Raw genomic sequence first — 25,012 nt, 5'->3', positions numbered from 1 at the left:
GTTGGGAGTTGTACATATTCTGTTACCTTTTGGTGGCTGCTGTAATGCTATGAACAAAATATCCTATTGTATTAGTCAAACCCAATCGGAATTTGACGCTCAGTGAATTGTATTAATTGAATAGCTAGAGTACTAACACATTAGGAGTTTGAAATGACTACTTCCGATACACGAGCAAAAAAATCTTACAATTATCGAGTTGACCTTGCTGAGTCTAACTTACAAGCACAACTTGATAGCCCTGTTGAGCACAAAGCAAACGGCGACGAAACAGAATATTCGCAACGTTATCCAATGAGTTTCACTAAAGGTTTAGCTCATGATCAACATACTGGATTAATCGAAAATCCAGCCCATTTTGAAGCGTTTAGAACCGCGATCGATAATGGTTATATTGAGCCTTTTCACAGCCTAGATGTTCCTAGCGATCCAACGCAAGTACGCAGAAAATGGGAAGCCCCTACCGCGGGTCATGTATTTGATCCACAAGGGCCAGATGCACAGGCTGCAACCATGCAAGCGGCGCCTAAATTGGGTTCTGACGAACTGACTTTTGAGATGGCTGAAGTATATGAGCTGGCAATATTAAGAGACTGCAAGTTTTCAGAGTTTGAACAACAAAGCGCATCAGATGAAACAGAGGCCAGTTGTAGTCGTTTAAATGACATGCCGTACGCCCAAGGCAAATTTGCTAACAGAGATCGAGCTACAGATGCGAATAACAAACTAACTCCGCAAACGGTATTTAGAGGTTTTTCTGACGGTGACAAAGTTGGGCCTTACCTGTCTTGTTTTATGCTAATGGGCGGCGGAATCGAACGAAATAGTGTTGAAGAAGGGAAGATTAATTACGGCGTGCAAACGATAGATCAAAAAGTTCCTATAGCAAATCGTGGGCAAGACTTTATGACTTCGTTTGATGAATGGGTTGCAATACAAAATGGTTATAAGCCAGCTAAGGATCATGCGCCAAGTTTAAAAAATGGTTTGTATGAAACGACTGGTGATGACTGCGATAAATTGAAAACGCGTTTTATTAATACCCCTCGTGATCTGGCGACCTATGTTCACTTCGACGCTTTATATCAGGCTTACCTAAACGCATGTTTAATTCTACTGAGCCAAAAAAATGTAGAGAAAAGTCCTGCCGACTTTGCACCATTTGATCCTATGTTCAAACGCCTTTCTGGGGAATTTGAAGGCGCTTATGCTGGAGGATTTGCTTTGTTTGGTGGGCCACACATTTTGTCTCTAGTGACAGAAGTTGCGACAAGAGCATTAAAAGCCGTTAGATATCAAAAATTTGGTCTTCACAGACGCCTACGCCCTGAAGTACTTGCGGCACGAGTCGCTAAGTCAACAGATGAAGCGTTTAAGCAAGCTGTTGGTGTGAAAGCTGCTGAGCATTTCACTAAAATGTATGAAGAATTAAGGGAAAGTATTCTATTAGTGTCTGAAAATTATGAGTGTAAAGGCTTGTTGCCAATGGCATTTACTGAAGGCTCTCCAATGCACCCTGCGTATGGTGCTGGTCATGCAACAGTTGCTGGTGCTTGTGTCACTATTTTAAAAGCATTTTTTGATACAGATACGGTATTGCAAGAGGTTGACGGAAAAGTGGGTTTTGCTAAAGCTGGGGCAGGCACTAATGTTAAGATTGTGACTGAAGCAGGCGATTATCCTAGTAAGCTAAAGATAGTCGAGAGTGAGCAGGCTTTAACTTTAGCAGGGGAGTTGAATAAGTTAGCAGCCAATATTTCTATCGGTCGCAACATGGCTGGCGTGCATTATTACAGTGATTATTATGACAGCGTCAAACTAGGTGAAGAAATTGCCATTGGTATTTTACAAGACCAAGCAGCGGGTTACCCTAAAGATCCGTTCGTATTAAATTTGACTAAATTTGACGGTGAGAAAATTTTAATTTCAAGCAGCTAAATTTGTGTCGGGGCTATGATGCTAGGTTTGGCCTAGTATCAGTGCCTCCTTGTTACAATCTTAATAATTGTTTAAGTTGAGCGATATTTCGCCTTGAAATACTAATAACACGACCATTTTTTAATTGTGCACTGCATCCTACCTGTGGGTGATTGTCTAAACTGTCAATAGAGCGAGTATTCACGATAAACTGGCGGTTACAGCGGAAAAAAGTTTGTTGAGGCAATTTTTGCTCTACTTGATTTAGACTCGATTTGATAAAGGATTTATTAAGTGTTGGTGAGCCAGTTTTCCGCCAAAAAATCATTGCATAGTTTTTACAGCTTTCAATTAGCTCAATTGCACTGAGCGTGACTAATACCTGCTCATCTTGATGTGTAACCAGTATTTGGTCTTTGAGTTCGAAGCGAGGTGGCTCGCTAAGTTTGTTAATGGCTTTCGTTAACCTTTGTTGTTTAATCGGTTTAAGCAGGTAATCAACCGTATTGTAGTCAAACGACTTTACTGCATACTCTGAATAGGCGGTCGTAAAGATAATTTGTGGCTGGTACTGCAGTTGTTCCAGTAAATCAAAGCCGTTTTGTTGTGGTAAATGAATATCTAAAAACAGCACTTGTGGCTGATGTTGTCTAATCAAAGTTAAAGCCGTTGCCACATTCGCCGCTTCGCCAATCACCTCAATATTTGGATATTCGGCTAACATACGAATGAGTCCTTCACGTGCCGGCCTAGAATCTTCAATAACAATAGCTTTCATGTTTTGTTTTTGTCCTAGATATGCTCAACAGGTAAAATGACAGTCGCTTTAAACAAGCCATTGTCGATAGTTGTTTCAAACTTTGCTGCTTGAGCATACATCAGCTCAAGTCGCTGCTTGATATTCTCCAGCCCAGTTCCGGTTGAGCTTGTGTGTGTAGTTGTTGATTCCGGTACAATTGGGTTAGTAACTTCAATATGCAATTGCTCGGACTTTTCTTTAATTTCAACTGATAAAGTTGAAGTATCACTTAGTTGTTCGACCGCATGTTTAATCGCATTTTCGACCAATAGTTGCAGCATCATAGGTGGAATTAGCACTTGTGTAGAGGCGGTTACAGCTAATTGAAAATTTAGTCTTTCTTCTAAATGTAGTTTATTGACTGCGATATAAGCTTCAATCACTTCAATTTCTTGTTGAAGTGCTACCTTATCTTGCTTCCCATAAACAAGTGCATACCGCAATACCTCTGATAATGAGGTTATTGCATCATCGGCTTTTTCTGGATCAAGCTGATAAGTAAAACGTATATTGTTTAAACTGTTAAACAAAAAATGCGGGTTCAGTTGGGTCGCCAGTGTTGCAAGTTGGGCTTGTTTTACTTGGTTCTGTAATTTTAGCGCATTTATTTGCTGTTGATGGTTTGAACTATTAATTGCTTGAGTTATGTAAGGACAAACCCATAACAAAAACATCATTGCGTCTCTGCTTGAAGTGGAAATAGACAACAAACCTAGAGAAAAATACTCTGTATATGCATTGCGAGCGTACCCATCAGTAACCAAGGTGAAGTACACACCTTCGCTGTTATGTTCGCGCTGTATGGAGATGTCGTAAATACTCACGGCTTGGCTGTTAAACAAATCAAACCAATATATTGGGTACATAATCACTGACAGAATCACGGCCAATAAAAAAGCCGCAAGTACTGCAAACAACAAGCTGATTAAAAGCTGTTTACCAATGGTAAACTTAACCCAAGCACCTTTTAGATAAAACCACCTAAAACTGAGCACTAGCAAGGTAATTAACCCAGCTTTAACACATTTTTCAAGTAGGTCGTAGTTGGCCAAGTGCCAATTCGTTAACAAAAACTGCGCCAGTTGCGGTGATATATAAATAAGTAAAAACGCACTGTGAATAAACCAGAATAGTTTATTCACAGGTATAAATGGCAAAAGTTTGGAATGGGCAAAATGCATAGTTAATTAAGGCTGACGGTTAACAGTTCATGACTCATATTTATTAATTTTTCTTCTGGGCGTTGGTCAAACAAGTACCATTTTACCATTGATAGCCACCCCATATCGTACTGATTTGATAAGACAATAGCTGTGATATTTTCTGTTGGTAGTACAATAATATAACTCGAAAAACCCGGTAAAGCACCAGTGTGAGTATAAGCAACCGATTGGTTAAATTGGCCTATTCCCCAGCCATAACCGAATTGAGTTGTGACACCAGATTTAAGTTTGAGTGGCGTGAAAATAGCCTGCCAACTTTGTTGAGACAATAAGCTATTTTGACTAATTGCATGTGACCATTTAGCAAAATCATCTAGCGTTGATACCATAGCGCCAGCGGAAAAAGCGACAGCACCATTTAAATTTTCTGGGCTGCCAATTGACCCTTGTGTACCAACCACATCACCTAAGCTATTGTCCGTGCATTGGCAAATAAAACTATGCTTCATTTCAAGCGGTTGGAAGATATGCTGCTGCATAAAATTTGTGTAACTGATGTTAGATACCTGTTCAATAATAGCGCCAAGCAAGATAAAACCAGAATTACTGTAAGAAGTTTGACTACCGGGTTCGAACTGCAAAGGCTGTTGCGAAAAATAGCCAATTAAATCGTCAAGACTCGCATTTTCATTATTCCATTGTGATTTGTGTACTAGCCTAAGATACTCAGTGATACCTGAGCTATGAGTTAACAAATGTTCAATACTGATACCTTGCCACAGTGGATTCTGATATTTGCCTAAGTATTGATTAATAGGGTCTTTGACTGATAACTTGCCTTGCTCCTGCAACAACATAATTGCGGCAGCTGTAAATTGTTTGGTTAGCGAGCCAATACGAAATTGCCCGTCAGTTGTTAGTGGTATTTGTTTATCAACATTGGCCATGCCATAAGCTTGTTTAATCACAGGTTGGCCATTTTGATAAACCGCGGCCACCACGCCCGGTCCGTCTTTAGAAAAATATTTTGCTAAAACTTCTTCATAATTGTTAGGGGTTTGCGCTTTGCTTGCACAACTTATTAATAAACTGCAGCTAAACAACATTAACAAGGCTTTAATCATTTCTATTTCCTCAATCTATCTGGTGTAACTGAACTGTGCCGCAAATCTTAACAATACTGTTGTAGGTTATGTCTAATTAGGTGCTGAACGGCTGTTTTTCGGTGATGGAGAGCAAGAGGTGAATGAGAGTAAATCGTCAATGAACAATTTTTCACAATAACTAAATCTAACCTATACTTGGTTTTATGGTCGAGCCGATAAAGTTTGCAATGTCCTTATTAGCGTGGAAGTTTAGCTCTTTTTTCAAGTTATCTTTGTTTGCAACTATGCTATTGGCAGACAGTGTTGCCGCGGAAATTGACTCTGTGTTGATGTTAAAAAACGTTAGTGGCAACACACTTTCACACAGCTACAATTTCGAGCTATTAAAACGAGCATTAGCTGTTACAGTTGACGAATTTGGTGATTATAAATTTGATAGAACATTATTGCCTATGACTCGAAATAGGCAATTCGCTGAGCTAACCAAAGGTAGGTTGATCAATGTACTCGCCTCACCGTATAAAGAGGAATACAACAGCTTAGGGATTCGAGTGCCATTTCCAATAAAAATGGGTCTTGCCAGCTCCAGAATTTTTTTAGTCAGGGAAGAAAACAAAGATGTACTCAAAGATATCACCAGCTTAGAGCAACTAAAGAAAGTCAGAGCTGGCAGCCATAACCAATGGACCACCACCAAAGTATTAGCTGAGCAAGGTTTTAATGTGGTTTATGAAACTCAATATGAATCACTGTTTAAAATGTTATCGCGAGGACATTTTGACACCTTCAATCGCGGTATTCACGAAGTACATTCAGAACTGACTGAGTTTAAACCCAAATATCCCAACCTAACCTATGACCAGCATCTCGTATTATTCTTTTACCTGCCAGACTATTATTATGTCTCTGAAACAACACCAAGACTGGCAAAACGAATTGAAACTGGCTTGTTGAAATTGCATAGCAGTGGTGAGCTACTGATGTTATTAAAACGCTTTTTTTCCAAAGAATTACAGGCGTTTGAGTTGCACAAACGCCGTGTATTTAAAATAGAAAACAGCAATTTAGCTCCGGGCATGTACGAGCAGGATAAAGCTTATTTGCTAAATTCTGAGTTGTTATAGATGTCGTGTTTCCATAGTTCGTTTGTGAGTTAACCAACTCGCGATAATCACACCTACTAAGCTGGCGATTAAATCAAGCCAATCAAATGTTCGGTTGTCGATAAAGAGTTGGCTGAACTCTTCTAAAATCACAAATGATGCTACCAAGATACTTGGTGCTGATATTTGCATTCTGCCGAAGTTCCAGCGTCTACTCTTGAGTAGCAACTCGGCACATATTGTGATGAGCAGAAATATCACAAAGTGACCCAGTTTATCGCCATAGGGTAAACCTGCTACTAACTGAAACAAGATTAAGTTTGCTCCACTGTTTGCGGCGGCAATCACCCAAACAATGAAGCAAATAAATGCGATGCAGATGCTTTTAGTCCACATTGTTGAACTCAGTATTTTCTGCTGGCTTGTTACTTGTACTCGATAAGTTATCGCTGACTTGATACCAATCAATATTACGTGTCGCAACCATTATGATGGCCAGCACAATAAATACTAATGACGCCCCCATCACCAAAGCAAAGTCTTCTGCGCTAATAATCACATACAACACCGCATATAAACTGGCGATGGCTGTGGCAAAGGCACTCGCTCGAACAAAACTTTTAAGGACAAAAGACAAATAAAAAATTAGTAAACAGACGCAAGCAATACTTGCGATTGCATAGGCGCTGATAAAGGCGATATGTTCGGATAAAGATAAAAGCAGCAGGTAAAAGATTGAAATGCTCAGGCCAACTAAGGTGTATTGAATTGGGTGTATTCTTAGTTGTTTCATTACCTCAAACACAAAAAATGCGATAAAAGTTAAGCCAATAAACAGAATACCATATTTGGTTGAACGCTCAGACTGCAAATATACATCTACCGCCTCAATATGTTTGATCCCTAATGCACTGTCTAACAGCTCATCACATTTACCATTTTCACAGGCATCCAGCTTGTTTTGAATATTGCTGGCAAACGAGGTAACTTGCCATTGAGCTTGATATCCCGCACCCGAAATATTTAGCTTTGTTGGTAAAAACTGCCCGGTAAATTGTGGATGTGGCCAGTTTGATTGTGCTGTGATAGCAACATTATTCCCTATTGGCACAAATGACAGTTGCTGCATACCGCGTAGCGAAATTTCTAAGTTAAATGTTAAGTTGTTTAAATCTATTTTACTTAACTCACCAATTGGCGCGTGTAAACCATTGTTATGCTGATTAATTCGGCTGCCTGGAACAAAATCGAAACTTTTATTGGCTAAATTGAATTTGGGCACTGTATTAATACCACGTGGATCTGAAATCATCATAGATATGTATGCTGGAAAAAAGGTGATCTCATGTTTTTCTGAAAGGTTTTTGGCTGCTAATTTTTCTTCAATTAGTTGCTGTGGAAGCTTACCCTTAATTTGAATCTTTGATGTGTAAACTGGAATTGCATAAATGCCTTTATGTCTAACATCGTCGAGCGTTTCTACGCTAATTTGTGTATCCGTCGGTTTAATAAAATATTTATCTGTGTAGCGGTAAGGCTTTTCAACGGTTTTTTCTGCGGAAGTGTCGTAGACCAGTTTAGTGCCAACAACTTCGTAAGGCATAACTAAAATTGGCCCTGTCACTTTTTGTTGACTAGTCCAGCTGTGCGCTACAGCTTGGCTTGCTTCAGCTAAATATCTTTGTCTGTCTTTAATTTGTTCATCTATCATAGTTAGCGGAATAAGCAGCACTAAACTAATAAAGACGATAAAAGCTATTTTGCTCGTAAGAGTTTTAGGTATTGGTTTCATAATTCGCTCCATCAATTGTTATTGTCGATAGACTAGTGAGCTTAAATGGGCGAATTATGTGTTTTGTGTGTGCTTTATGTGTTTGTCGTTAATTTTGTTGTGTTGGCAGTATTAGCTTTGCGCTAACACCTTGGTTTTGTGTGTTGTTAATAACAAATTTCCCTTGGTGAAGCTCAGCTATTTGCTGGACAAAACACAAACCTAAACCTGAACTTTTTTGCCCTGTGGCAGGGCGAGGCAAGGAATAAAATCGGTTAAATATCTTATCCAATGCGTAGTGCGGAATGCCGGAACCTTGGTCTTCTACTTGAATTGATATTTGTTTGTCGTTTATGTGTGAAAGTCGCAGCTTAATCCTTGATTGTTCAGGGCTAAAATCTATCGCGTTTTGCAGTAAATTATCGACAGCTTGGCTGATTAACAGTTTATCTGCTTGAATTTCAGTTGGCTGTGAATAGGTGGTTTGGATTGAGATAGATTTGCTTTCAAGTGCATATTGTTTGCTCTCAACTACTTTATCTAACAACTGATTTAAGTTGATTTTTGACAGCTGGGTCAAGCTCTGTTGTTTTTCCAGCGAAGCTAATTCCAACAACTTATTGACTAGATGATTGATGCGGTTAGTTTCGCTTTGAATATTTTGGATAAAGCGGGTTAAATCGGCACTTTGCATATCCGCCGAGATAATTTCGCTAGCACCTTTAATTGCGGATATTGGGCTTTTTAACTCGTGGGTTAGGGTATGTATGTACTGCTCTACATACTCTTTACCTTCGAGTTGTTGGCGCATATTTTCCATTGCGTCCGCCAATTTCGACAGTTCTTTCTCCGCAAGTTTAGGTGGTGATAAACGTTTGCCTTGCGCTACATTGTTTGCATAGTTGACTAGTTTTCGAATTGAATGGGTTAAGCCATAAGCGAGGGCTAAAGCTAAGACAAATGATATCACGATTAACCAAATACCTTGGTTTTTCAGTTTGGCTCTTACTTTATCGATAAAAGGTTGCACTGCTATATTTGGTTTCGCAACTGTGACGACACCAATGATTTGTTGTTGATGATAAATGGGCGCTGCTACGTGCATAACCGAGCTTAAATCATCGTTCGGATCGGCTTTGGTGCTACGTGCGCCGTATTGGCCACGCAAGGTTAGATAAACATCATTCCACTGTGAATAGTCTGCGCCAATATCTTTGCCGGATGAATCGTATCTGACAATACCTTGTTTGTCGGTTATATAAATTCGCAACTTACTATAACTCTTTTGCGTATTAAATATATCGGCTTGGTAGGCGCGTTGGCCTAATCGACGAATTGAATCTTGGATATTCGGGCTAATACTGTGCTGATTATTACCGATAAAATCTTCGGTTATTAACTCGGCAACTAAGTTTGCCATATCGACTAAAGCTTCTTCAGTTGATTGGCGGTAGCCGGGTTTTATTTCCGACATAAAAGCGTTAAACAGCAAATAAATGGCGAGTGCCAGCACCACAAAATACGCTGAGAATATGCGAAAGTTAAGACTCAATTGTTTGTCCTTTTACATTGAGGCTATAGCCAATTCCACGATGAGTGACCAGTGAATTGTCGTTTGGATTAATTGCTCTAATTTTAGCGCGAATGGTTTTTATATGAGTATCAACAGCTCTATCGTAACTGTCTTCTGGGGTATTCCAAACTGCCTGCATTAGCTGTTCGCGACTAAATACACGTTCTGGGTGTTCAATTAATAAGGCTAAAATGCCGTATTCGTAAAAGGTTAAATCGAGTAAGTTGTTTTGATACTTAATTTGCCGTTTATCACTGTTTAGCTGAAATAGGCAGTTGGGTTGCACTGGCTCTGGAGCGTTGTCATTGGGTGTTTGTTCAAGACGATTTCTGCGCACAATCACTTTAATCCGTGCAGTGACTTCGCGAGGGCTAAAAGGTTTAACCACATAATCATCGCCGCCTATTTCTAAACCGACAACTCTGTCTATTTCATCCCCTCTGGCGGTTAAAAATAAAATAGGCACATCAGAGAATTTGCGAATTTGTTTGCATACTTCAAAACCACTGATATCCGGTAATCCAACATCTAATACGATAAGATCTAACTGTTGTTGCGCTGCTAAATCTATTGCCTGCTGGCCTAAACTTAGCCATTCAACCGCAAAACTTTCGCTTTTTAAAACGTAAATTAAGTTATCTGCAATGCTAGGTTCGTCTTCGACTATCAGAATTTTTGCTGACATAAGTTTGCAATAATAAAGTGATTTTTTAGCAATATAACAAGCTTGTGGATTAAAAACAGCAATCAAAGCGACCAAAACTCGATTTGGTCGCCGCTAAAATTAAAAGCTCGCATAGCCAGACGGTAAACCCGCGTTGAGTTTGTTTACAAAGTTACCATCGTTAAATGGTGTGTTGGCTTTGTCATAGCTGGTGGTGTTAAACAGATATTGAAGATCTGAATTGGTTACACCTGAGTTTCCGACCATAGCACTCCACGAAACTAAAGTTGGTTTGTGCCAATAGCCAGTGTCATTTTCCGCGACTTCACCTGGGTCTGCTGCACGAAATACATGGGTAGACGCGCCATCTTTATGGTAAACAATGCGCACGTGTTTTTGCGCTGTATCGTCATATACATAAGTATTTGCGGCGCGGGTTACTACATCTCTATGTTCAGAATAACTTACGTGGGTCATTTGGTTATTGGTTAACCACACAATCACAAATTCCCAGTCGTGTCTGTGGCTAAATGCATCGTCAAACCAAGCTCCGTCAATAGCTTGGTCTTTTTCAAAATAGAGGGCGTACATGTGTGCGCAATAGTTATTGCCGTTTACAGTTTGGCAAATACCTCTGTGATTGGTATTGGAGTTGTGTAAATCCGACACATCATGGCAACCACCTGAAATGTCGCCTGTTGGTTTTAAACCACCGTTTACATTACCGTCACGACCAATGCCAACAGATGGATAACAACCATCACTGTCGTAATCAAAACGAGGTGACCATTCATGGGCTGCGTTGGTTGCATACTCCAAAATTTTTGGTGGTGGCGCAGCATTGGCGAATTGACTAATAAATAATGCGCTGAGCGCTATTAGTTTGCTAACAAGATAGATAGTTTTCATTTAATTTTCCTTTGTTGGGTTTTAACAGAACTCATTAGCAATGAGTGATTGGTGCAACAAAAGGTGACAGGAAAAATTATGAAGGTTTGATTGCAGTGTAACCGAATTTGTTTGGGGGCTAATCCACATGCATAGCAATTTGCGCTAATGCGCGGCTGATATGCTTTTTCACTGCTTCTTCGCTTAACTCCAATTCTTGCGCGATTTGTTCGCGTGATTGGTTGTGCAAACGGCGGCGAATAAATACTTGTTGGCGCATTGGTGGCATGGCGTTGAGTACTTGCTGAATTTTTTCAATTTGTTCATTTTGTAACAAACTGTCTTCGGCACTGTGGCTTTCGCGTAAATCGCTGCTTTCGTCATACACTTCAAAGCTACGATTGCCAAGTTTCCAAGCAAAATGGCGTGCAACTGTTATCGCATAAGCAATTGGGTTTTTTATTGGTGATTGTTGGTGTTGTTCAATCACTGTGGTGAGGGTTTCTTGATAAACATCGGCTTGATCATGCTGCTCGGCAACCCATTTTCGGATCACACCTTTCAGTTTTGATTCTTCTTTTAATAATTCTGATGTTATTGAATAGTCGCTATTGTTGTTATTCACAGCCAGCTGCCGATATTTGTTTACCAAAACGCTGAACATGCTGGCAGAACATTGTGACAACTAAATTACTGTTTAGTTAAGTATTACTTTTGAGTTAGTCGCCAAAACCCTTCACAAAAACGTCATAAAATTTTTTGTCCCCGTTTTGACCTGACAAGTCTCATTTATCTACGAACGCGCTATTCACCGCGATTTTTAGGAAATGAGACAAATGATTTTACGTATTGCCATCTATCTAATTTTATTAACTGTAGCTTCAGTGCAGGCTTTACCGCTGAATCAGTTGCAGGTTATTGGTAGCCACAACAGTTATAAAAAAGCTTTAGAGCCAGATGTCGCAAAACAGCTAAATAAGATACACGCGGGTTTTGCTGACAAAATTTCCTATGCGCATCCTAGTTTAACTCGTCAGCTTGATATGGGGCTGCGTCAATTAGAAATTGATGTGTTAGCCGACAGCCAAGGTGGTTTATATCAACAGCCGCTGGCGCAGCAATGGACAAACAAAGCTTTATTTTCAGCAACTGAAAAACAGCAACTTGCCGAGCCGGGTTTTAAAGTTTTACACCTTCCAGATGTGGATATTGCGAGCCATTGTATTCAATTTGCTGATTGCTTAGCTGAGCTAAAAGCTTGGTCGCTCAACAACCCAAATCACTTGCCTGTGTATGTGATGTTTAACGTAAAAGAAAGCCATTGGAGCAAAATTAACGGGGTCAAACCTGAGCAATTCACGGCACAACAATACCATCAACTAAACCAATTGATTGTTGAACAATTGGGGTTAGACAAGCTATTAACCCCAAGCTTAGTGCAGCAACAAAACTTGTCGTTGGCACAGTCGGTTAAACAATTTGGTTGGCCGGACATTGAGCAAGTACGCGGTAAATTTATTTTTATTTTTGACGGTAATCCGCAGCAACTGAATTTGTTTGAACAAGCGGGTGACACAGTTATTTTTGGCGCATTTGCTATTGAGCATCACCAAGCAGCAATTTTGCTCTACAACAATCCACAGCAGCAAGCCGTGCAAATTAAACACGCCGTTGCACAAGGTTTTATCGTACGTACCCGCGCCGATGAATTTAATGCCAAACAATCACCCAATCAGCGCGCTCTTGCGGCAATTAACAGCGGTGCACAAATTATTTCGAGCGATTTTTATCTAGGTGCAATGCAACAGCCGATCAAAGCACCAGCAGTCAGTTTTCATTTGTTAATGCCAGAACTTCAACCACAGCAAACACTGAAGCAAACAGTTTTGCCATTTGTTCGTTGTTTGCCGGAACTCGGTGTTAATCAATGCAACTTTTAAAAAATATAAATGTTATTCAACTTGGAGATAGTATGAAAATGCAAGGTTCAAAACAGCTTATTCGTGTTGCGGTACTCGCAGCGCTAGCCGGTTATTCACACAATAGTTTTGCGGAACAAACCGCAGAGCAACAAGCGCACATGGAAGAAATTACCGTTAAAGGTTTTCGCCAAAGTTTATTAAAAAATCGCGATGTAAAACGCGATGCATTAATCGCACAAGACAGCATAGTGGCTGAAGATATTGCCGATTTTCCTGATTTAAACTTGGCTGAATCCCTGCAACGTGTACCGGGTGTAACTATTACCCGCGAAGGTGGTGAAGGCCGCCAAATTTCTTTACGTGGTTTAGGCCCTGATTTTACTAGGGTTGAATTAAATGGTTTAGATGTATTAGCAACCAGTGGTTCTAGTATGGACAGCCGTGGTCAAAGTAATCGCTCACGCGGGTTTGACTTTAACGTATTTGCCTCTGAATTATTTAGCCAAATTGATGTTAAAAAAGCCTTTTCTGCCAGCATGGAAGAAGGTGGTATAGGGGGCACGGTTGCGTTGCGTCCTGCTAAACCTTTTGACTATGAAGGTTTTCAAGCTGCGGTATCTGCGCAAGCTGGTTCTAATTCTATGAGCGATAGTACTAGCCCAAGATTTGCTGCGCTTGTTTCTAACCGTTGGGATAACTTCGGTGCTTTATTTTCAGTCGCTTACAGTCAACGAGATACTGTTGAGCAAGGTACTAATACTTATAGATGGCGTCCGTTAGATGCTTCTGGCTCAGACATCAGCAAGTTAGACCAAGCTACTCAAGATAAAATTAATAACAAAGAACTTAGATTCGCCCGCGGTAACCGTTATTCAGTATGGGAAAACAATCAAGAGCGTTTAGGTTTAACAGCAGCGTTTCAATACAACGCCACGGATAACTTGTCGTTTGATTTAGATATTTTGTATGCAGAGCTTAATAATGAAAAAGACGAACACCATATTGCGACACGTGGTGCTGGTTCAACTGCGTTAGGTGGAACACAAGAGGCAGGCGGTCAAACACTGGGTGGTGCAATTATTAATGAATTGCAATACAACCAAAACGGTGAAGCTGTTTACACCAATATTGGCAATGCAACTTTGGCAACTGAAAGCCGTAAACAACAAATGGATACGTCATTTAGCCAAATTTCATTGTTAACTGAGTGGCAAATAACAGATTCTACCGTGGCTAAATTATTGCTTGGTCACTCTGAAAACGAGTTTGTGATCCCAGTGAGCGATAAAATTTATTACGAAGCTTTTGGTGGCATCACGTCTGATTACACTAAAGATAGATTCTACGCAGAGCACAGTTATGACTTTGATATTGCGTCTATCAACAGTTGGAAAATGCATGAATTCGATTTGGATGAGAGTGTGCAAAACACTAAATTCGATTCAATTAAATTGTCGTTTAATACTTTTGTCAGCGATTCAGCTGAGTTGAATTATGGTGTTTTACACAAGAAATTCGTGTCAGACGGTTACAACTATCAAGTTAAAGATGCACTAAAAGGTGAGTTTCAAGAAGGTGGTATTGATAACAGTTTAGATGAAAGTTATTTCGAAGTATTTACTGCGCACGACAAAGCTGATTGGGCAGCTGGTGATGTAGCTAAAACATTAGCATTTTATAATGTTGATGCTGACTTAACTGCAGATGATTTAGATATTAATAGTGTGTACGATTTATCTGAAACCACTAATGCAGCTTGGATGGAATACCAATGGCGCAACGACGTACTGTCGGGTAATTTTGGTGTTCGTTACGTAGAAACTCAAGTTGAATCTGCTGGTTATATTCGAAAAGAAGGTGATGATGACCCGTCATTAATCCAAGTTCCACAAGTGTATTCTGACGTTTTACCTGCATTAAACTTGGTATGGCATGTTAGTGACGATATGCAGTTGCGCGCGAGTGTTAGCAAAAACTTAACCCGCCCAGCGTTAGCTGATTTGGGTATTGCGGGCAGTGTTAGTACCGACCGTCAAGAGTTAAGCTCAGGCAACCCTAGTTTATCGCCATTTAAATCAACCAACTATGAAACTGCGTTAGAGTGGTATTTAGCAGAAAGTGGATTTATCTCGGCTGGTCTTTTTTATAAAGAAATTAAAAACTTTGTTATCAGCAAAGCAATTGAAATGCCGTATGGTCAAACTGGTTTCTCAACCGATTTATTAGCCGCCGGACAAAACGCCGATACTATGTTTACCTATTACACCAAAGTGAATGGTGAAGACACTAGCATTCAAGGTTTGGAGTTAGGCGGTCAGTTTGATTTCACCTTTTTGCCAGCACCATTTGATAACTTAGGTGTGATTGCTAACTACACATTTGCTGATGGTGACATGGGTTATTACGACGCAGGCGAGTTGTTTGCCACTAAAGCTTTTCCTGGTTTATCTGAGCATTCAGCCAATGCAACGCTTTATTACGAAACTGACACTTGGGGTGCACGTATTTCAACGGCTTATCGCAGTGAATACATTACCCATATAGAAACCCCGGGCAACCATGAGCAAGATGAAACTGGCTTCCACGGTACAACTTATGTTGATTTCTCGGCTTTCTATCAGTTGAATGACACAACCAAATTTACCTTTGAAGCGATTAATTTAACCAACCAAAGAGAAGAGCAGTACAGTGACTCGGATGATCGTTTATATAACACCACTGAGTTCGGTTCTACTTTCTACTTAGGGGTTAATTTTAAATTCTAATGTTTAAAAACTAAACTCGGCAAGCCGCAGCAAGCTTGTCGAGTTTTATAACAAAGCAGTGCTCATTAAAATGTGCCTTTCGGTGCTAGGTTTCTGTACTAGCACCGCTTTTTGCTGATTAGTTATTTAACTTTGCTTTTGCTTCTTCTACTTTTGAAAAATCTAGTCCTAGTTCTTCAACTGCTTCTTTAATTAAGTTTGGTTGGCTCATTACTAACATAATTAATGGCTGTAGTTTTTCTTGCGGAATACCAAGTGTTTGTATGGTTGCCATTGCTGCCAATGGGTTTTGCGTGAGTTCTTGGAATAACTCGCCGATTTTTTGGTCTGAGATGTTTTGTTCTTTGAGTAACTGGATAATTGGGTTCATGGTTTTTTCCTGTCGATCTTTTGCGGCAAATTTAGCTTATGTGGGTGGTTTTATCAAATTAACTTCGTGGCTAAAGTTAACTGAAGTGAGAGTGCACTATAGTCGGCTAAAGTTTACATTTCCCAAGCGAAAACGCTGTAAACACATCCTTGTGCGCTCCTACTTTTCATCCCTGAAAAGTAGGTTTCGCTTCAGAAAATATAAACCCTATCCTCGGTACTGAGTTGCATCCATGCAATTCAAGGTTGGTTCATTTGTTCGCAATTCCAATCTACTTCATGGCACCAAAGCGAGCAGCACCAAAAAAAATCTGCATAAATTTTGATTGAAATCAAAAAATGTTTGTTTTAAAGTTTCAGTAATTTCTGAAACTTTGGTAGTTAACCATGAATTCAAAACTAGAAGCCTTCGTAATGCACTGTGGTGAAATGGGTAGCCGTTGGGGTTTTAACCGTACTATTGGGCAAATGTGCGGCTTAATTTTAATCTCAAAAAATCCACTCACCGCTAACGAAATCTCCGATGCTCTTAACATCTCCCGCGGTAATGTCAGTATGGGCATTAAAGAATTGCAGGCGTGGCGTTTAATTCAAGTGCAGCATATTCCGGGTGATCGCAAAGAATATTACGCACCTGCAGGTGATATCTGGACATTAGCTTTGCGAGTATTTGAAGAAAGACGCAAACGCGAAGTAGACCCAACTTTATCTCTATTGCGCGACAACCTATTAACCGAACCTGGCAATGATGCTGAAGAATATGCATTACAGCAAATGCAGCAAATTCATGACTTGCTGGAAACCATCACCCATTGGGCAGCTGAGTTGCCAAAAATGGGGCCGGAGAAGCTTAATACCTTGATGCGTTTAGGCGCAGGTGTTGGCAAGGTACTGGATATGAAAGACAAATTTTTAAATTCAGGAACAGATAAATAAACAATCTTCTGGATAAATAGCCAATTTACCTAAGCTCTGGACAACAGCTTAGTTATCACAGAGTTCAGGTAAATTTACAATTCTCTCAGGAGGCAGGTTATGGAGCTATTTTTAGGGCTCGATACGCTTGTGTTGTCTCGCATACAATTTGCACTCAACATCAGTTTTCATATTTTATTTCCAACCATCACAATCGCTTTGGCTTGGTATCTTTTTTACTTCAAAATAAAACTGCACTTCACTCAAGACGAAGTGTGGATGCGCGCTTATCGCTTTTGGGTAAAAATATTCGCACTCACCTTTGCGTTAGGTGTGGTTAGTGGCATTACTATGTCGTTTCAATTTGGCACCAACTGGCCGGGGTTTATGCAAACCGTCGGTAATATTGCTGGGCCTTTATTGGGTTACGAAGTGCTCACCGCATTCTTTTTAGAAGCAACTTTCCTCGGCATTATGCTGTTTGGCATGAATAGGGTAAAACCTTGGGTACATACGCTTGCGAGTTTTATCGTAGCTTTTGGTACTAGCATGTCAGCTTTTTGGATATTGTCGCTCAACTCTTGGATGCAAACGCCAACTGGCTTTGAAATGATTGATGGTGTTGCGCATGTAACCGACTGGTTTGAAGTTATTTTTAACCCATCTTTCCCATACCGTCTTAGCCATATGCTGCTGGCGTCTGGTTTAACTGCATCGTTTTTTATTATCGGTTTAAGTGCTTATCGAATATACCGCGGGGATGAAAAACGCGCGCCAAGACAAACATTAAAAACCGCGTTAACCATAGCTGCGCTGTTAGCTCCAACTCAAATATTTTTAGGCGATATGCATGGGTTGAATACGCTAGAACATCAACCACAAAAGGTGGCGGCAATAGAAGGGGTTTGGCATACAGAGCAAGGTGCACCTTTGATATTGTTTGCTGTGCCTGATGAAAAAACACAGCAGAATTTATGGGCGATTGAAATACCTAATCTAGCCAGTTTTATTTTAACCCACGACTGGCAAGGCGAAATCAAAGGTTTAAACGAATTCGATAAACATCCACCGGTTGCGCCTGTGTTTTATGCGTTCAGAATTATGGTTGCGCTGGGCATGTTAATGTTGCTGGTGGCTTGGATAGCACGTTGGCAAATATTTAGTAAACAACAAACCTCGCCTTTGCTTAGCAAGGTTTTAATCGCAATGACTTTCTCTGGTTGGGTGGCAACACTTGCTGGTTGGTATGTGACTGAAATTGGCCGTCAGCCCTATTTAGTTTCAGGCATTTTAACTGTTGAACAAGCTGTTACGCCAATAGCCCCTGAGAATGTTGGTTTTAGTTTGCTCTTGTATATTTTGGTGTATAGCGGTTTGTTAGTAGCTTATATCCATACTGTGTTTTTAATGGCGCGCCGCGCAGTGGATATTGAAGAAATTAACACAACAGCAGTAGATAACGCTGTGGAGGTGCAACATGCATAACTATTTATCTGCCGACAGTTTAGCCATAATTTTTGCTGGATTAACTGGCTTAGCGGTTTTGTTGTACGCCATTTTAGATGGTTACGATTTAGGTGTCGGCATACTCATGCCAACCAATGATAACCAAACTGCCTCTACCATGATTGCTTCAATCGGCCCATTTTGGGATGCTAACGAAACTTGGTTGGTATTGGCGGTTGGTTTGATACTCATTGCGTTTCCGGCGGCGCATAATGTCATTCTTGAAGCTTTGTATATTCCTGTGGTGATTTTACTTATCGCTTTGATATTACGTGGAGTGGCTTTCGACTTTAGAGTAAAAGCCGCGATGAGCCACAGACCCAAATGGGATTTATTATTCAAATTTGGCTCGATATTAGCTGCACTCAGCCAAGGTTATATGCTTGGCATGTATGTGATGGGTTTTGAGTCTAGCTTGACCGCTTATTTATTTGCTGGTTTAAGTGCGTTAGGTGTGTTGGCTGCGTACGCTTATATAGGTGCTTGTTGGTTGGTAATGAAAACGCAAAACCAGTTACAAAAACAAGCAACCATATGGGCACGTAAAGCAGGGCGTTTTACCTTTTTAGGCGTAGTGACTGTATCAATTGTAAATCCGCTGATTAATCCTGCGGTGTTTGAACGCTGGTTTAGTTTACCCAATGCGATATTGTTACTGCCGCTGCCATTATTCTGTTTTGTATTGTTTTTAGTGGTGGATAGATTATTAAAACGCATGCCGTTTAAAGATGATGTCAGTTGTTGGATCCCTTTTGTTGCAGCTGTGATGATCTTTTTCATCTGTTTTAATGCGTTTGCGTTTAGCTTTTTCCCTGAGATAGTGCCGGGTAAACTCGATATTTTCAGCGCTGCTTCTGCACCTGAAAGCCTTGGTTTTATGTTATGGGGCGCGCTGGTTGTGGTGCCAACCATACTCTGTTACACCTTTTATTCGTACCGAGTATTTTGGGGTAAAGTGCAAGAGCTCAGTTATTACTAGCTAGAATATCCAACCCAAGCAAGCTAAACTGCTGGCAAAATATTTGAACAGATACGAGGAACAAACATGCTTTCGACGAACCAAGCTGCAACTATGTTGGCACTACAAGACAAAATGAATGCGAAAGTAAACCCAGATTGGATCGCAGTTAAATCACCATTTTTACGCGCAGTAGTAATTGAAGCTGCTGAAGCAATTGAGCACCACGGGTGGAAGTGGTGGAAAAAACAAGAGTGTGATTTAGAACAGTTGCAAATGGAGTTGGTGGATATTTGGCACTTTGTTTTGTCAGCGATTTTAATTAAACATGAAGGTGCACAGCAACCAGCGTTGGATGATGTGTTTGCTGAGTTAGGTAGCACAAGCGTAACTTTTGATGGCCAACAAATTAGTTATGCATCATTAAACTTGTTGGAAAAGTTAGAACTGACAATAGGTTTAGCAGCGGCAAAACGTTATAGCTTAGGTTTGTTCTCGGCACTTTTAGCTGACTGCCAAATGAGTTGGGACGATTTATACGCCCAGTATGTTAGCAAAAACGTATTAAATTTCTTCCGCCAAGACAATGGTTATAAAGAAGGCTCTTACGTAAAAATTTGGAGCGGCAGAGAAGACAACGAACACTTAGTTGAAATTATGGCAAAACTAGATGTTAAATCTGACAGCTACCAAACTGATTTATATAACGAGCTGCAAGCACGTTACAACTTGTTAGATATGGCTTAATCTTAGTATCTTATTTCAATTGAAAACAAGCGGCTAAATGCCGCTTGTGTTGAGTTTATTGGCAGTTAATCTACGCCTAATTGGTTTTTTAACTCGGCAAGCTCGGCCGTCAATTGCGCTACCTGAGCTTTTAGCTCGGCAAATTCTTCGGCTGAAACGCCCGTATTATCGATCGCTGAAGTACTAGCAAGATGGTTAGTCGCTGGGCTTTCGGTAATCTCGCCACTAAATAAATGGCCAAATCTGTGTTCGCGTTTGCCTGGCTCTCTTGCGAGTTTTACTACAAATGGGCCATCTTCGGCGTTGGCTAAATCATTTAAGCAGTTTTCAACTTGGGTTACATCGTTAAACGGGTACAATCTTTGGCTACGGGTTCTCAGTTCGCCTGGTGTTTGTGGCCCGCGCACAAATAACAAACACAAAATAGCCGCTTGTGCTGAGTTAAAATTAAACGCGGAAAATTCACTGCCGTAGAATCTATGCCGATATTTATTTACCCGTCCGCTTGGGCCAGCATCGGCTAACAATCTTTGTTGGATAAGCTCATCAACAATGTTTTGCACTTCAACTTCTGAATATTCGACCACAGGTTCTCTATTACTTTTTTGATTACAAGCTGTGGTTATGCCGTTTATTGACATTGGATATTGATCAGGTGTGGTTACTTGTTTTTCTAACATGACACCTAACACTCGAATTTGTTCTGCGGTTAATTCTAACTTCATGCAATTTCCTTGTTGTTCTATTTTTGCTAAGCATGGATCAGTATATACCCAAGTGTTGGCAAAGTGCAGTTTAGCTGCGTGCCAATTTGGGTATTTTCTATATGTATGTTGGTTGTTTATCTAATAAATATCACTTATATGGTTATTTATAAAATCGCACAGTAATATGTTTGAATATTCAGCAGTTCTATTGACCCGTACTCAACATAAACAGGCAGAGCACTCTATGACTAAATTGCTTTCAATTGGCGAATGTATGATGGAATTAAACGCCATCAACCCTATCAATTTTAAACGAGCATTTGCTGGCGATACCTATAATACCGCGGTATATGCACAGCGTTGGGCACCAGAGTTATCTGTTTATTATATGTCGGCGCTAGGCACTGACAGCTTAAGCGAAGAAATGTTGGCGCAGTGGAAAGGTGAAGGTTTAAATACCGACTATGTCTACCGCAGTGATGATGCGCAAATTGGTTTGTATTCAATTACTCGTGATGCGCACGGCAAACGCTGTGTAAACTACTGGCGTAAAGAGTCTGCTGCCACTCAATTAATGAAGTTATACGCAGAAAAAGGTGGTGTTGAGCAATTACGCCATTTTGATGTGGTTTATTTTACTGGTATCAGCTTAGGTATTTTAGCTGACGAAGATAAAAGCAAATTACTTGAGTTGATCGCACAATTGCGTGAACGCGGCAGTTTAATTGCGTTTGATCCTAATTATCGCGCTAAGTTGTGGCAATCACCTGAACAAGCAAAAGAGTGGTTTGAAAAAGCTTATCAATTAACTGATATCGCATTACCTGGTTTAACCGATCACCAAAACGTCTATGGCCACAGAACGCATCAAGAAGTTAAGAATTATGTGTTCGAATTAGGCTGTAAAGAAGTTGTGGTGAAAAGCTCTACTGGTATTTATGCTTTTGCACCACAAACTGATTATTTCACTCCGGTTGTTGAAGATGCACCATGCATAGACACCACGGCTGCAGGTGACTCATTCGCTGGCACATATTTAGCTGCGCGCATGCAAAAAACCAGTATTGATGATGCAATTACTGATGCAGCAAGCGTTGCTCAAAGTGTTATTCGCCATGTAGGTGCGATTACTCACTAATAGTTTGCGCGGCAATTTCTGTCGATAAAACTTTGTTGGCTCGGCAGTTTAGCTGCCGCGCTGTCCATTGCTAATTTTAGCTTTTGTAACCACTCCACATGATTTACTTGCCGATATTGCATCAGTGGATCTGTTTGTTGTGGCAAGTTTCCTTGACCTATATGCACGGCTAGCCAACTAGCGTGGGCAAATAAATCCATTTCTCCTTTAATAATGCGTCCGTAGTTTTTAAAGTGGTCAATTTTATATTGCAAACTTTGCGGTATTTGCATGTTTTTACAGTAGCGCCACAATTCGCTGTCGTCGCGCTCGGTTAACTTGTAGTGCAGTATTAAAAAATCGCGAATGTTTTCTATTTCTGCAATCGCAATCCGGTTGTATTCATCAATAACTGGCTGAGCAAAATCTTTGTCTGGAAAGAGCGCAAGTAGCTTAGCAATGCCGGCTTGAATTAAATGTATACTGGTCGATTCGAGCGGTTCTAAAAAGCCACTGGATAAACCTATCGCAATAACATTTTTGTTCCAAAATAAGTTTCTTCTGCCTGTAGTAAATTTTAATAACCTAGGCTCAGCTAGTGCTTGGCCTGGCAGGTTTTCCATTAGAATATCTTGTGCTTGTTGATCTGACATATATTGGCTGCAAAATACATGACCATTGCCAGTTCTATGTTGCAAGGGGATACGCCATTGCCAGCCTGCTGCATGGGCGATCGATTTAGTATAAGGGGTCAACTCTGCTGACTCTGATGGCACAGCCCAAGCACTGTCACATGGTAACCAGTGTTGCCAATTTAGGTAGCCAGTTTTTAATGTTTGTTCAATTAAAATTCCACGAAAGCCTGAACAGTCGATAAATAGCTCGGCGTTGTAACTTTGGCCATTGGTTAAAGTAACGGCTTGAATATGTTCATTAGCTGGGTTTTGTTTAACAGACTCTACTTTGCCCTCTATACGCTTTACACCGCGCTGCTGTGCGTATTGGCGCAAAAACTGCGCGTACAAGCCAGCGTCAAAATGATAGGCATATTCGTAGGTAGATAAAACATTGCGCGCATCGTTGATAGGTGGGGCAAACTTATTGTTTTTCGCTGCGGCCCAAGCCATGCAATAGTCGTCTAACCGGCTTGCTTTACCTTGTTTAAAAGCATCTAACCAATAGTGGTGTAAATTGACTGTGTCGAACGCGCGCCCGTAACTGCCAAATGGATGAAAATAGCTGTGTTGCTGTTTGCCCCAGTTAATAAATTCAATACCTAACTTAAAGGTACCTTGAGTTGCTTTGACAAATTCAGCTTCATTAATGCCAAGCGATTGGTTAAAAGTTCTGATGGGTGGAATTGTTGCTTCACCGACACCAACAGTGCCAATTTGTTCTGATTCTATTAAGGTAATTTGGCAGTTTTTCTGCAATGCATTCGCTAGCGCAGCGGCTGTCATCCAGCCTGCGGTGCCGCCGCCTAATATTAAAATTTGTTTAATGGCCTTTTCTTGCATAGGTTTGCCTTGTTGTTAGTAGGGGGCTTTTACATCAAAAGCTAAAGTTAATCGTTCCCCGTCGTCAAAAGGTACAGTGCCGTGCCACATGGTAGACGGAAATAACACTAGGCGGGCTACTTTGGGTTCTATAGTTTGTTCTGCGGCAAGGGGTAAGTTCAACTCGCTTGGTGGTTCGCCAAACTGCAGCCAACCATTGGGTGCTGGGCCGAGCGCTTGGGTATCTGGTAAACTTAAATACAAAGCGGAACTTATCCAACCTTCTGGGTGAGTATGGTTGACGTTGTATCCTTGAGCAGACAAACGAGTCGACCAACTGCCACTATAAATAACTTTTTCTTGCGCGTATTCTTGCTTTTTTACTTTTAACAGTGGATGTTTTGGATCAGCTTCGGGTAACTGCGCAACATATTTTTGCACTGCCTGATCTATTTTTAGTTTGAGTTGTTGAATTGCTGGTTCGTGCCTTAACAAAAGGTGCTGGTCTGTTTGTGTACCGCCTCTAACCGATTGCTCCGCATACGGTGCTTTGGCTTGATGCAACGAACGAATCAATGGCACTAATTGCGATAATTCTCGCTCGTTTAAATCTAAATGCTGACATTGTAAATAAAGTGGCTGGCCGTCTAACCAGTGACACTTGGGGTTGTCAGTTAAGCGCCAAATCAGTGATAAATACGGCCAAAATAATTTTTCTGCCGCTGTACCTAACCAAGTATTGGCGATCTTTTCCGCTGCGGCATAATCACCTTGTTTTAAGCTAAAGCGCAGCCAAGCCATATCTTTATTTACATCTGTTATTGTTTGGGTTTGCTGATAGAGGCTGTGTGCAGATTGCGCTTGATTGTTTTCACACGCAATTACCAGCTCGGCTATTTTCAACTCAGCTTGATTGGGGAAATACTCTGTGGCTTGCTGAATTATATCTAGTGCTTTGGGCCAATTTTTCTGTTGGATGTGAATTTTGTACCAATCCAACCATAAAGCTAAGTTGTTGGGTTGTTTAGCTAGCGCTTGCTGATAGTTTTGATCGTAATCTTTGTCATGGCCTTGAATAATACGCAAACTGGTGAGTTGTTTGTGGCCGGCTAACCAAGCTGGGTGCTTGTTAACAAAGTTGCTTAACAAAGATTCTGCTTGGGCTATTTGTCCCTGTGCTTCTATAGCTTTGATGTAACCTCTTAATACATGCAAATTGTTTGGTGCGAGTTGTAATGCATGTTGAAACGCATCAATTGCGTTCATTCCGGCTAATAAGTAACTATTGGCGCGAGCTATCACTGTGTCTTGATCATTGCCATCCAGTGCTAACGCCTGAGTGAAAGCTTCAATTGCATTGGGTAAGTCCTGCTGCATTTGCTGGCTGTAACCCAATAGTTGCCAAGCAGTTTGATCGTGTTTGTTGCTGGTTAAGTATTGTTGCAAAGTAACAACGGCAGCAGCTGCTTTACCATTGTTTAATTGTTGCTGGGCAAGCTGAAGCGGGCTAAGTGGACTCATATATT

The 25,012-nt window shown here is 40.6% G+C and carries 22 protein-coding genes; 9 read left to right on the top strand and 13 right to left on the bottom strand.

The window, feature by feature from the left end; genetic code table 11:
* Positions 1 to 153: 153 nt before the first annotated feature.
* Positions 154 to 1,938 (top strand): vanadium-dependent haloperoxidase, encoded by a 1,785-nt coding sequence (locus ACMZOO_RS08195; RefSeq protein WP_440906196.1) that lies wholly within the window; start codon positions 154 to 156, stop codon positions 1,936 to 1,938.
* Positions 1,939 to 1,990: 52 nt separating this feature from the next.
* On the opposite strand, the gene ACMZOO_RS08190 is transcribed toward ACMZOO_RS08195, so the two are convergent.
* Genes ACMZOO_RS08190 through ACMZOO_RS08180 form a run of 3 tightly spaced genes read right to left on the bottom strand, consistent with a single transcriptional unit; the run spans position 1,991 to position 5,003 of the window.
* Positions 1,991 to 2,695: a LytR/AlgR family response regulator transcription factor gene (locus tag ACMZOO_RS08190; protein WP_440906195.1), complete on the bottom strand. Its 705-nt coding sequence runs from the start codon at positions 2,693 to 2,695 to the stop codon at positions 1,991 to 1,993.
* Between the two features lie 14 nt (positions 2,696 to 2,709).
* Positions 2,710 to 3,858 carry a sensor histidine kinase gene (locus ACMZOO_RS08185; protein ID WP_440906194.1) on the bottom strand — a complete coding sequence of 383 codons (1,149 nt, stop codon included), beginning with the start codon at positions 3,856 to 3,858 and terminating at the stop codon, positions 2,710 to 2,712.
* 41 nt (positions 3,859 to 3,899) lie between these two features.
* Positions 3,900 to 5,003 carry a serine hydrolase domain-containing protein gene (locus ACMZOO_RS08180; protein ID WP_440906193.1) on the bottom strand — a complete coding sequence of 368 codons (1,104 nt, stop codon included), beginning with the start codon at positions 5,001 to 5,003 and terminating at the stop codon, positions 3,900 to 3,902.
* Between the two features lie 209 nt (positions 5,004 to 5,212).
* Here ACMZOO_RS08180 and ACMZOO_RS08175 point away from each other — a divergent pair, with 209 nt between their 5' ends.
* Positions 5,213 to 6,109, top strand: a complete 897-nt coding sequence (locus tag ACMZOO_RS08175) for a hypothetical protein (protein ID WP_440906191.1) — start codon at positions 5,213 to 5,215, stop codon at positions 6,107 to 6,109.
* Here ACMZOO_RS08175 and ACMZOO_RS08170 read toward each other — a convergent pair.
* The 6 genes from ACMZOO_RS08170 to ACMZOO_RS08145 form a co-directional block, all read right to left on the bottom strand.
* Positions 6,104 to 6,484 (bottom strand): VanZ family protein, encoded by a 381-nt coding sequence (locus ACMZOO_RS08170; RefSeq protein ID WP_440906190.1) that lies wholly within the window; start codon positions 6,482 to 6,484, stop codon positions 6,104 to 6,106. The genes ACMZOO_RS08175 and ACMZOO_RS08170 overlap by 6 nt on opposite strands.
* Positions 6,474 to 7,880 carry a cell envelope integrity protein CreD gene (gene creD, locus ACMZOO_RS08165; RefSeq protein ID WP_440906189.1) on the bottom strand — a complete coding sequence of 469 codons (1,407 nt, stop codon included), beginning with the start codon at positions 7,878 to 7,880 and terminating at the stop codon, positions 6,474 to 6,476. The genes ACMZOO_RS08170 and creD overlap by 11 nt, the downstream gene beginning before the upstream one ends.
* 88 nt (positions 7,881 to 7,968) lie before the next feature.
* A complete protein-coding gene (gene creC / locus ACMZOO_RS08160) occupies positions 7,969 to 9,411 on the bottom strand; it encodes a two-component system sensor histidine kinase CreC (RefSeq protein ID WP_440906188.1) in 1,443 nt (480 codons plus the stop codon).
* On the bottom strand, positions 9,401 to 10,117 hold the full coding sequence (creB, locus tag ACMZOO_RS08155) for a two-component system response regulator CreB (RefSeq protein ID WP_440906187.1): 717 nt from the start codon (positions 10,115 to 10,117) through the stop codon (positions 9,401 to 9,403). Before creB ends, creC begins: the two co-directional genes overlap by 11 nt.
* 99 nt (positions 10,118 to 10,216) lie before the next feature.
* Positions 10,217 to 11,005: an NPP1 family protein gene (locus tag ACMZOO_RS08150; RefSeq protein ID WP_440906186.1), complete on the bottom strand. Its 789-nt coding sequence runs from the start codon at positions 11,003 to 11,005 to the stop codon at positions 10,217 to 10,219.
* Positions 11,006 to 11,123: 118 nt separating this feature from the next.
* On the bottom strand, positions 11,124 to 11,609 hold the full coding sequence (locus ACMZOO_RS08145; protein WP_440906185.1) for an RNA polymerase sigma factor: 486 nt from the start codon (positions 11,607 to 11,609) through the stop codon (positions 11,124 to 11,126).
* A gap of 211 nt (positions 11,610 to 11,820) precedes the next feature.
* Here ACMZOO_RS08145 and ACMZOO_RS08140 point away from each other — a divergent pair, with 211 nt between their 5' ends.
* Positions 11,821 to 12,924, top strand: coding sequence for a Ca2+-dependent phosphoinositide-specific phospholipase C (locus ACMZOO_RS08140; RefSeq protein WP_440906184.1), 1,104 nt, complete (start codon positions 11,821 to 11,823; stop codon positions 12,922 to 12,924).
* Positions 12,912 to 15,671, top strand: coding sequence for a TonB-dependent receptor (locus tag ACMZOO_RS08135; RefSeq protein ID WP_440906183.1), 2,760 nt, complete (start codon positions 12,912 to 12,914; stop codon positions 15,669 to 15,671). Before ACMZOO_RS08140 ends, ACMZOO_RS08135 begins: the two co-directional genes overlap by 13 nt.
* A gap of 118 nt (positions 15,672 to 15,789) precedes the next feature.
* Here ACMZOO_RS08135 and ACMZOO_RS08130 read toward each other — a convergent pair whose 3' ends face one another.
* Positions 15,790 to 16,041 (bottom strand): DUF2999 family protein, encoded by a 252-nt coding sequence (locus ACMZOO_RS08130; RefSeq protein ID WP_440906182.1) that lies wholly within the window; start codon positions 16,039 to 16,041, stop codon positions 15,790 to 15,792.
* 386 nt (positions 16,042 to 16,427) lie between these two features.
* On the opposite strand from ACMZOO_RS08130, the gene ACMZOO_RS08125 reads away from it, so the two are divergent.
* The 4 genes from ACMZOO_RS08125 to ACMZOO_RS08110 all read left to right on the top strand — a co-directional run bounded on the left by ACMZOO_RS08125 (position 16,428) and on the right by ACMZOO_RS08110 (position 20,166).
* Positions 16,428 to 16,976: a GbsR/MarR family transcriptional regulator gene (locus ACMZOO_RS08125; RefSeq protein ID WP_440906181.1), complete on the top strand. Its 549-nt coding sequence runs from the start codon at positions 16,428 to 16,430 to the stop codon at positions 16,974 to 16,976.
* 99 nt (positions 16,977 to 17,075) lie between these two features.
* Entirely contained in the window at positions 17,076 to 18,440 is a 1,365-nt protein-coding gene (locus ACMZOO_RS08120) for a cytochrome ubiquinol oxidase subunit I (protein ID WP_440906180.1), read from the top strand.
* Positions 18,433 to 19,440, top strand: coding sequence for a cytochrome d ubiquinol oxidase subunit II (locus ACMZOO_RS08115; protein WP_440906179.1), 1,008 nt, complete (start codon positions 18,433 to 18,435; stop codon positions 19,438 to 19,440). Before ACMZOO_RS08120 ends, ACMZOO_RS08115 begins: the two co-directional genes overlap by 8 nt.
* A gap of 66 nt (positions 19,441 to 19,506) precedes the next feature.
* Positions 19,507 to 20,166, top strand: coding sequence for a dUTP diphosphatase (locus tag ACMZOO_RS08110; RefSeq protein ID WP_035013107.1), 660 nt, complete (start codon positions 19,507 to 19,509; stop codon positions 20,164 to 20,166).
* Between the two features lie 65 nt (positions 20,167 to 20,231).
* Here the strand turns inward: ACMZOO_RS08110 and ACMZOO_RS08105 are convergent, their stop codons facing one another.
* Positions 20,232 to 20,891, bottom strand: a complete 660-nt coding sequence (locus ACMZOO_RS08105) for a YceH family protein (protein ID WP_440906178.1) — start codon at positions 20,889 to 20,891, stop codon at positions 20,232 to 20,234.
* Positions 20,892 to 21,117: 226 nt separating this feature from the next.
* Between ACMZOO_RS08105 and ACMZOO_RS08100 the strand changes: the two genes are divergently transcribed.
* The gene (locus ACMZOO_RS08100; protein WP_440906177.1) at positions 21,118 to 22,011 is read left to right on the top strand and encodes a sugar kinase; all 894 of its coding nucleotides are present in this window, start codon (positions 21,118 to 21,120) and stop codon (positions 22,009 to 22,011) included.
* On the opposite strand, the gene ACMZOO_RS08095 is transcribed toward ACMZOO_RS08100, so the two are convergent.
* Positions 22,008 to 23,507 carry a tryptophan halogenase family protein gene (locus ACMZOO_RS08095; RefSeq protein WP_440906176.1) on the bottom strand — a complete coding sequence of 500 codons (1,500 nt, stop codon included), beginning with the start codon at positions 23,505 to 23,507 and terminating at the stop codon, positions 22,008 to 22,010. The two genes, ACMZOO_RS08100 and ACMZOO_RS08095, sit on opposite strands and share 4 nt — an antisense overlap.
* Before the next feature lie 15 nt (positions 23,508 to 23,522).
* On the bottom strand, positions 23,523 to 25,007 hold the full coding sequence (locus tag ACMZOO_RS08090) for a 2OG-Fe(II) oxygenase family protein (RefSeq protein WP_440906175.1): 1,485 nt from the start codon (positions 25,005 to 25,007) through the stop codon (positions 23,523 to 23,525).
* Positions 25,008 to 25,012 lie beyond the last annotated feature (5 nt).

Source organism: Catenovulum sp. SX2 (assembly GCF_052056295.1).
In the GTDB taxonomy this organism is placed as follows: Bacteria; Pseudomonadota; Gammaproteobacteria; order Enterobacterales; family Alteromonadaceae; genus Catenovulum.
Note: the sequence above shows the minus strand (reverse complement) of the source record. Positions and strands in the feature narration are given on the sequence as shown.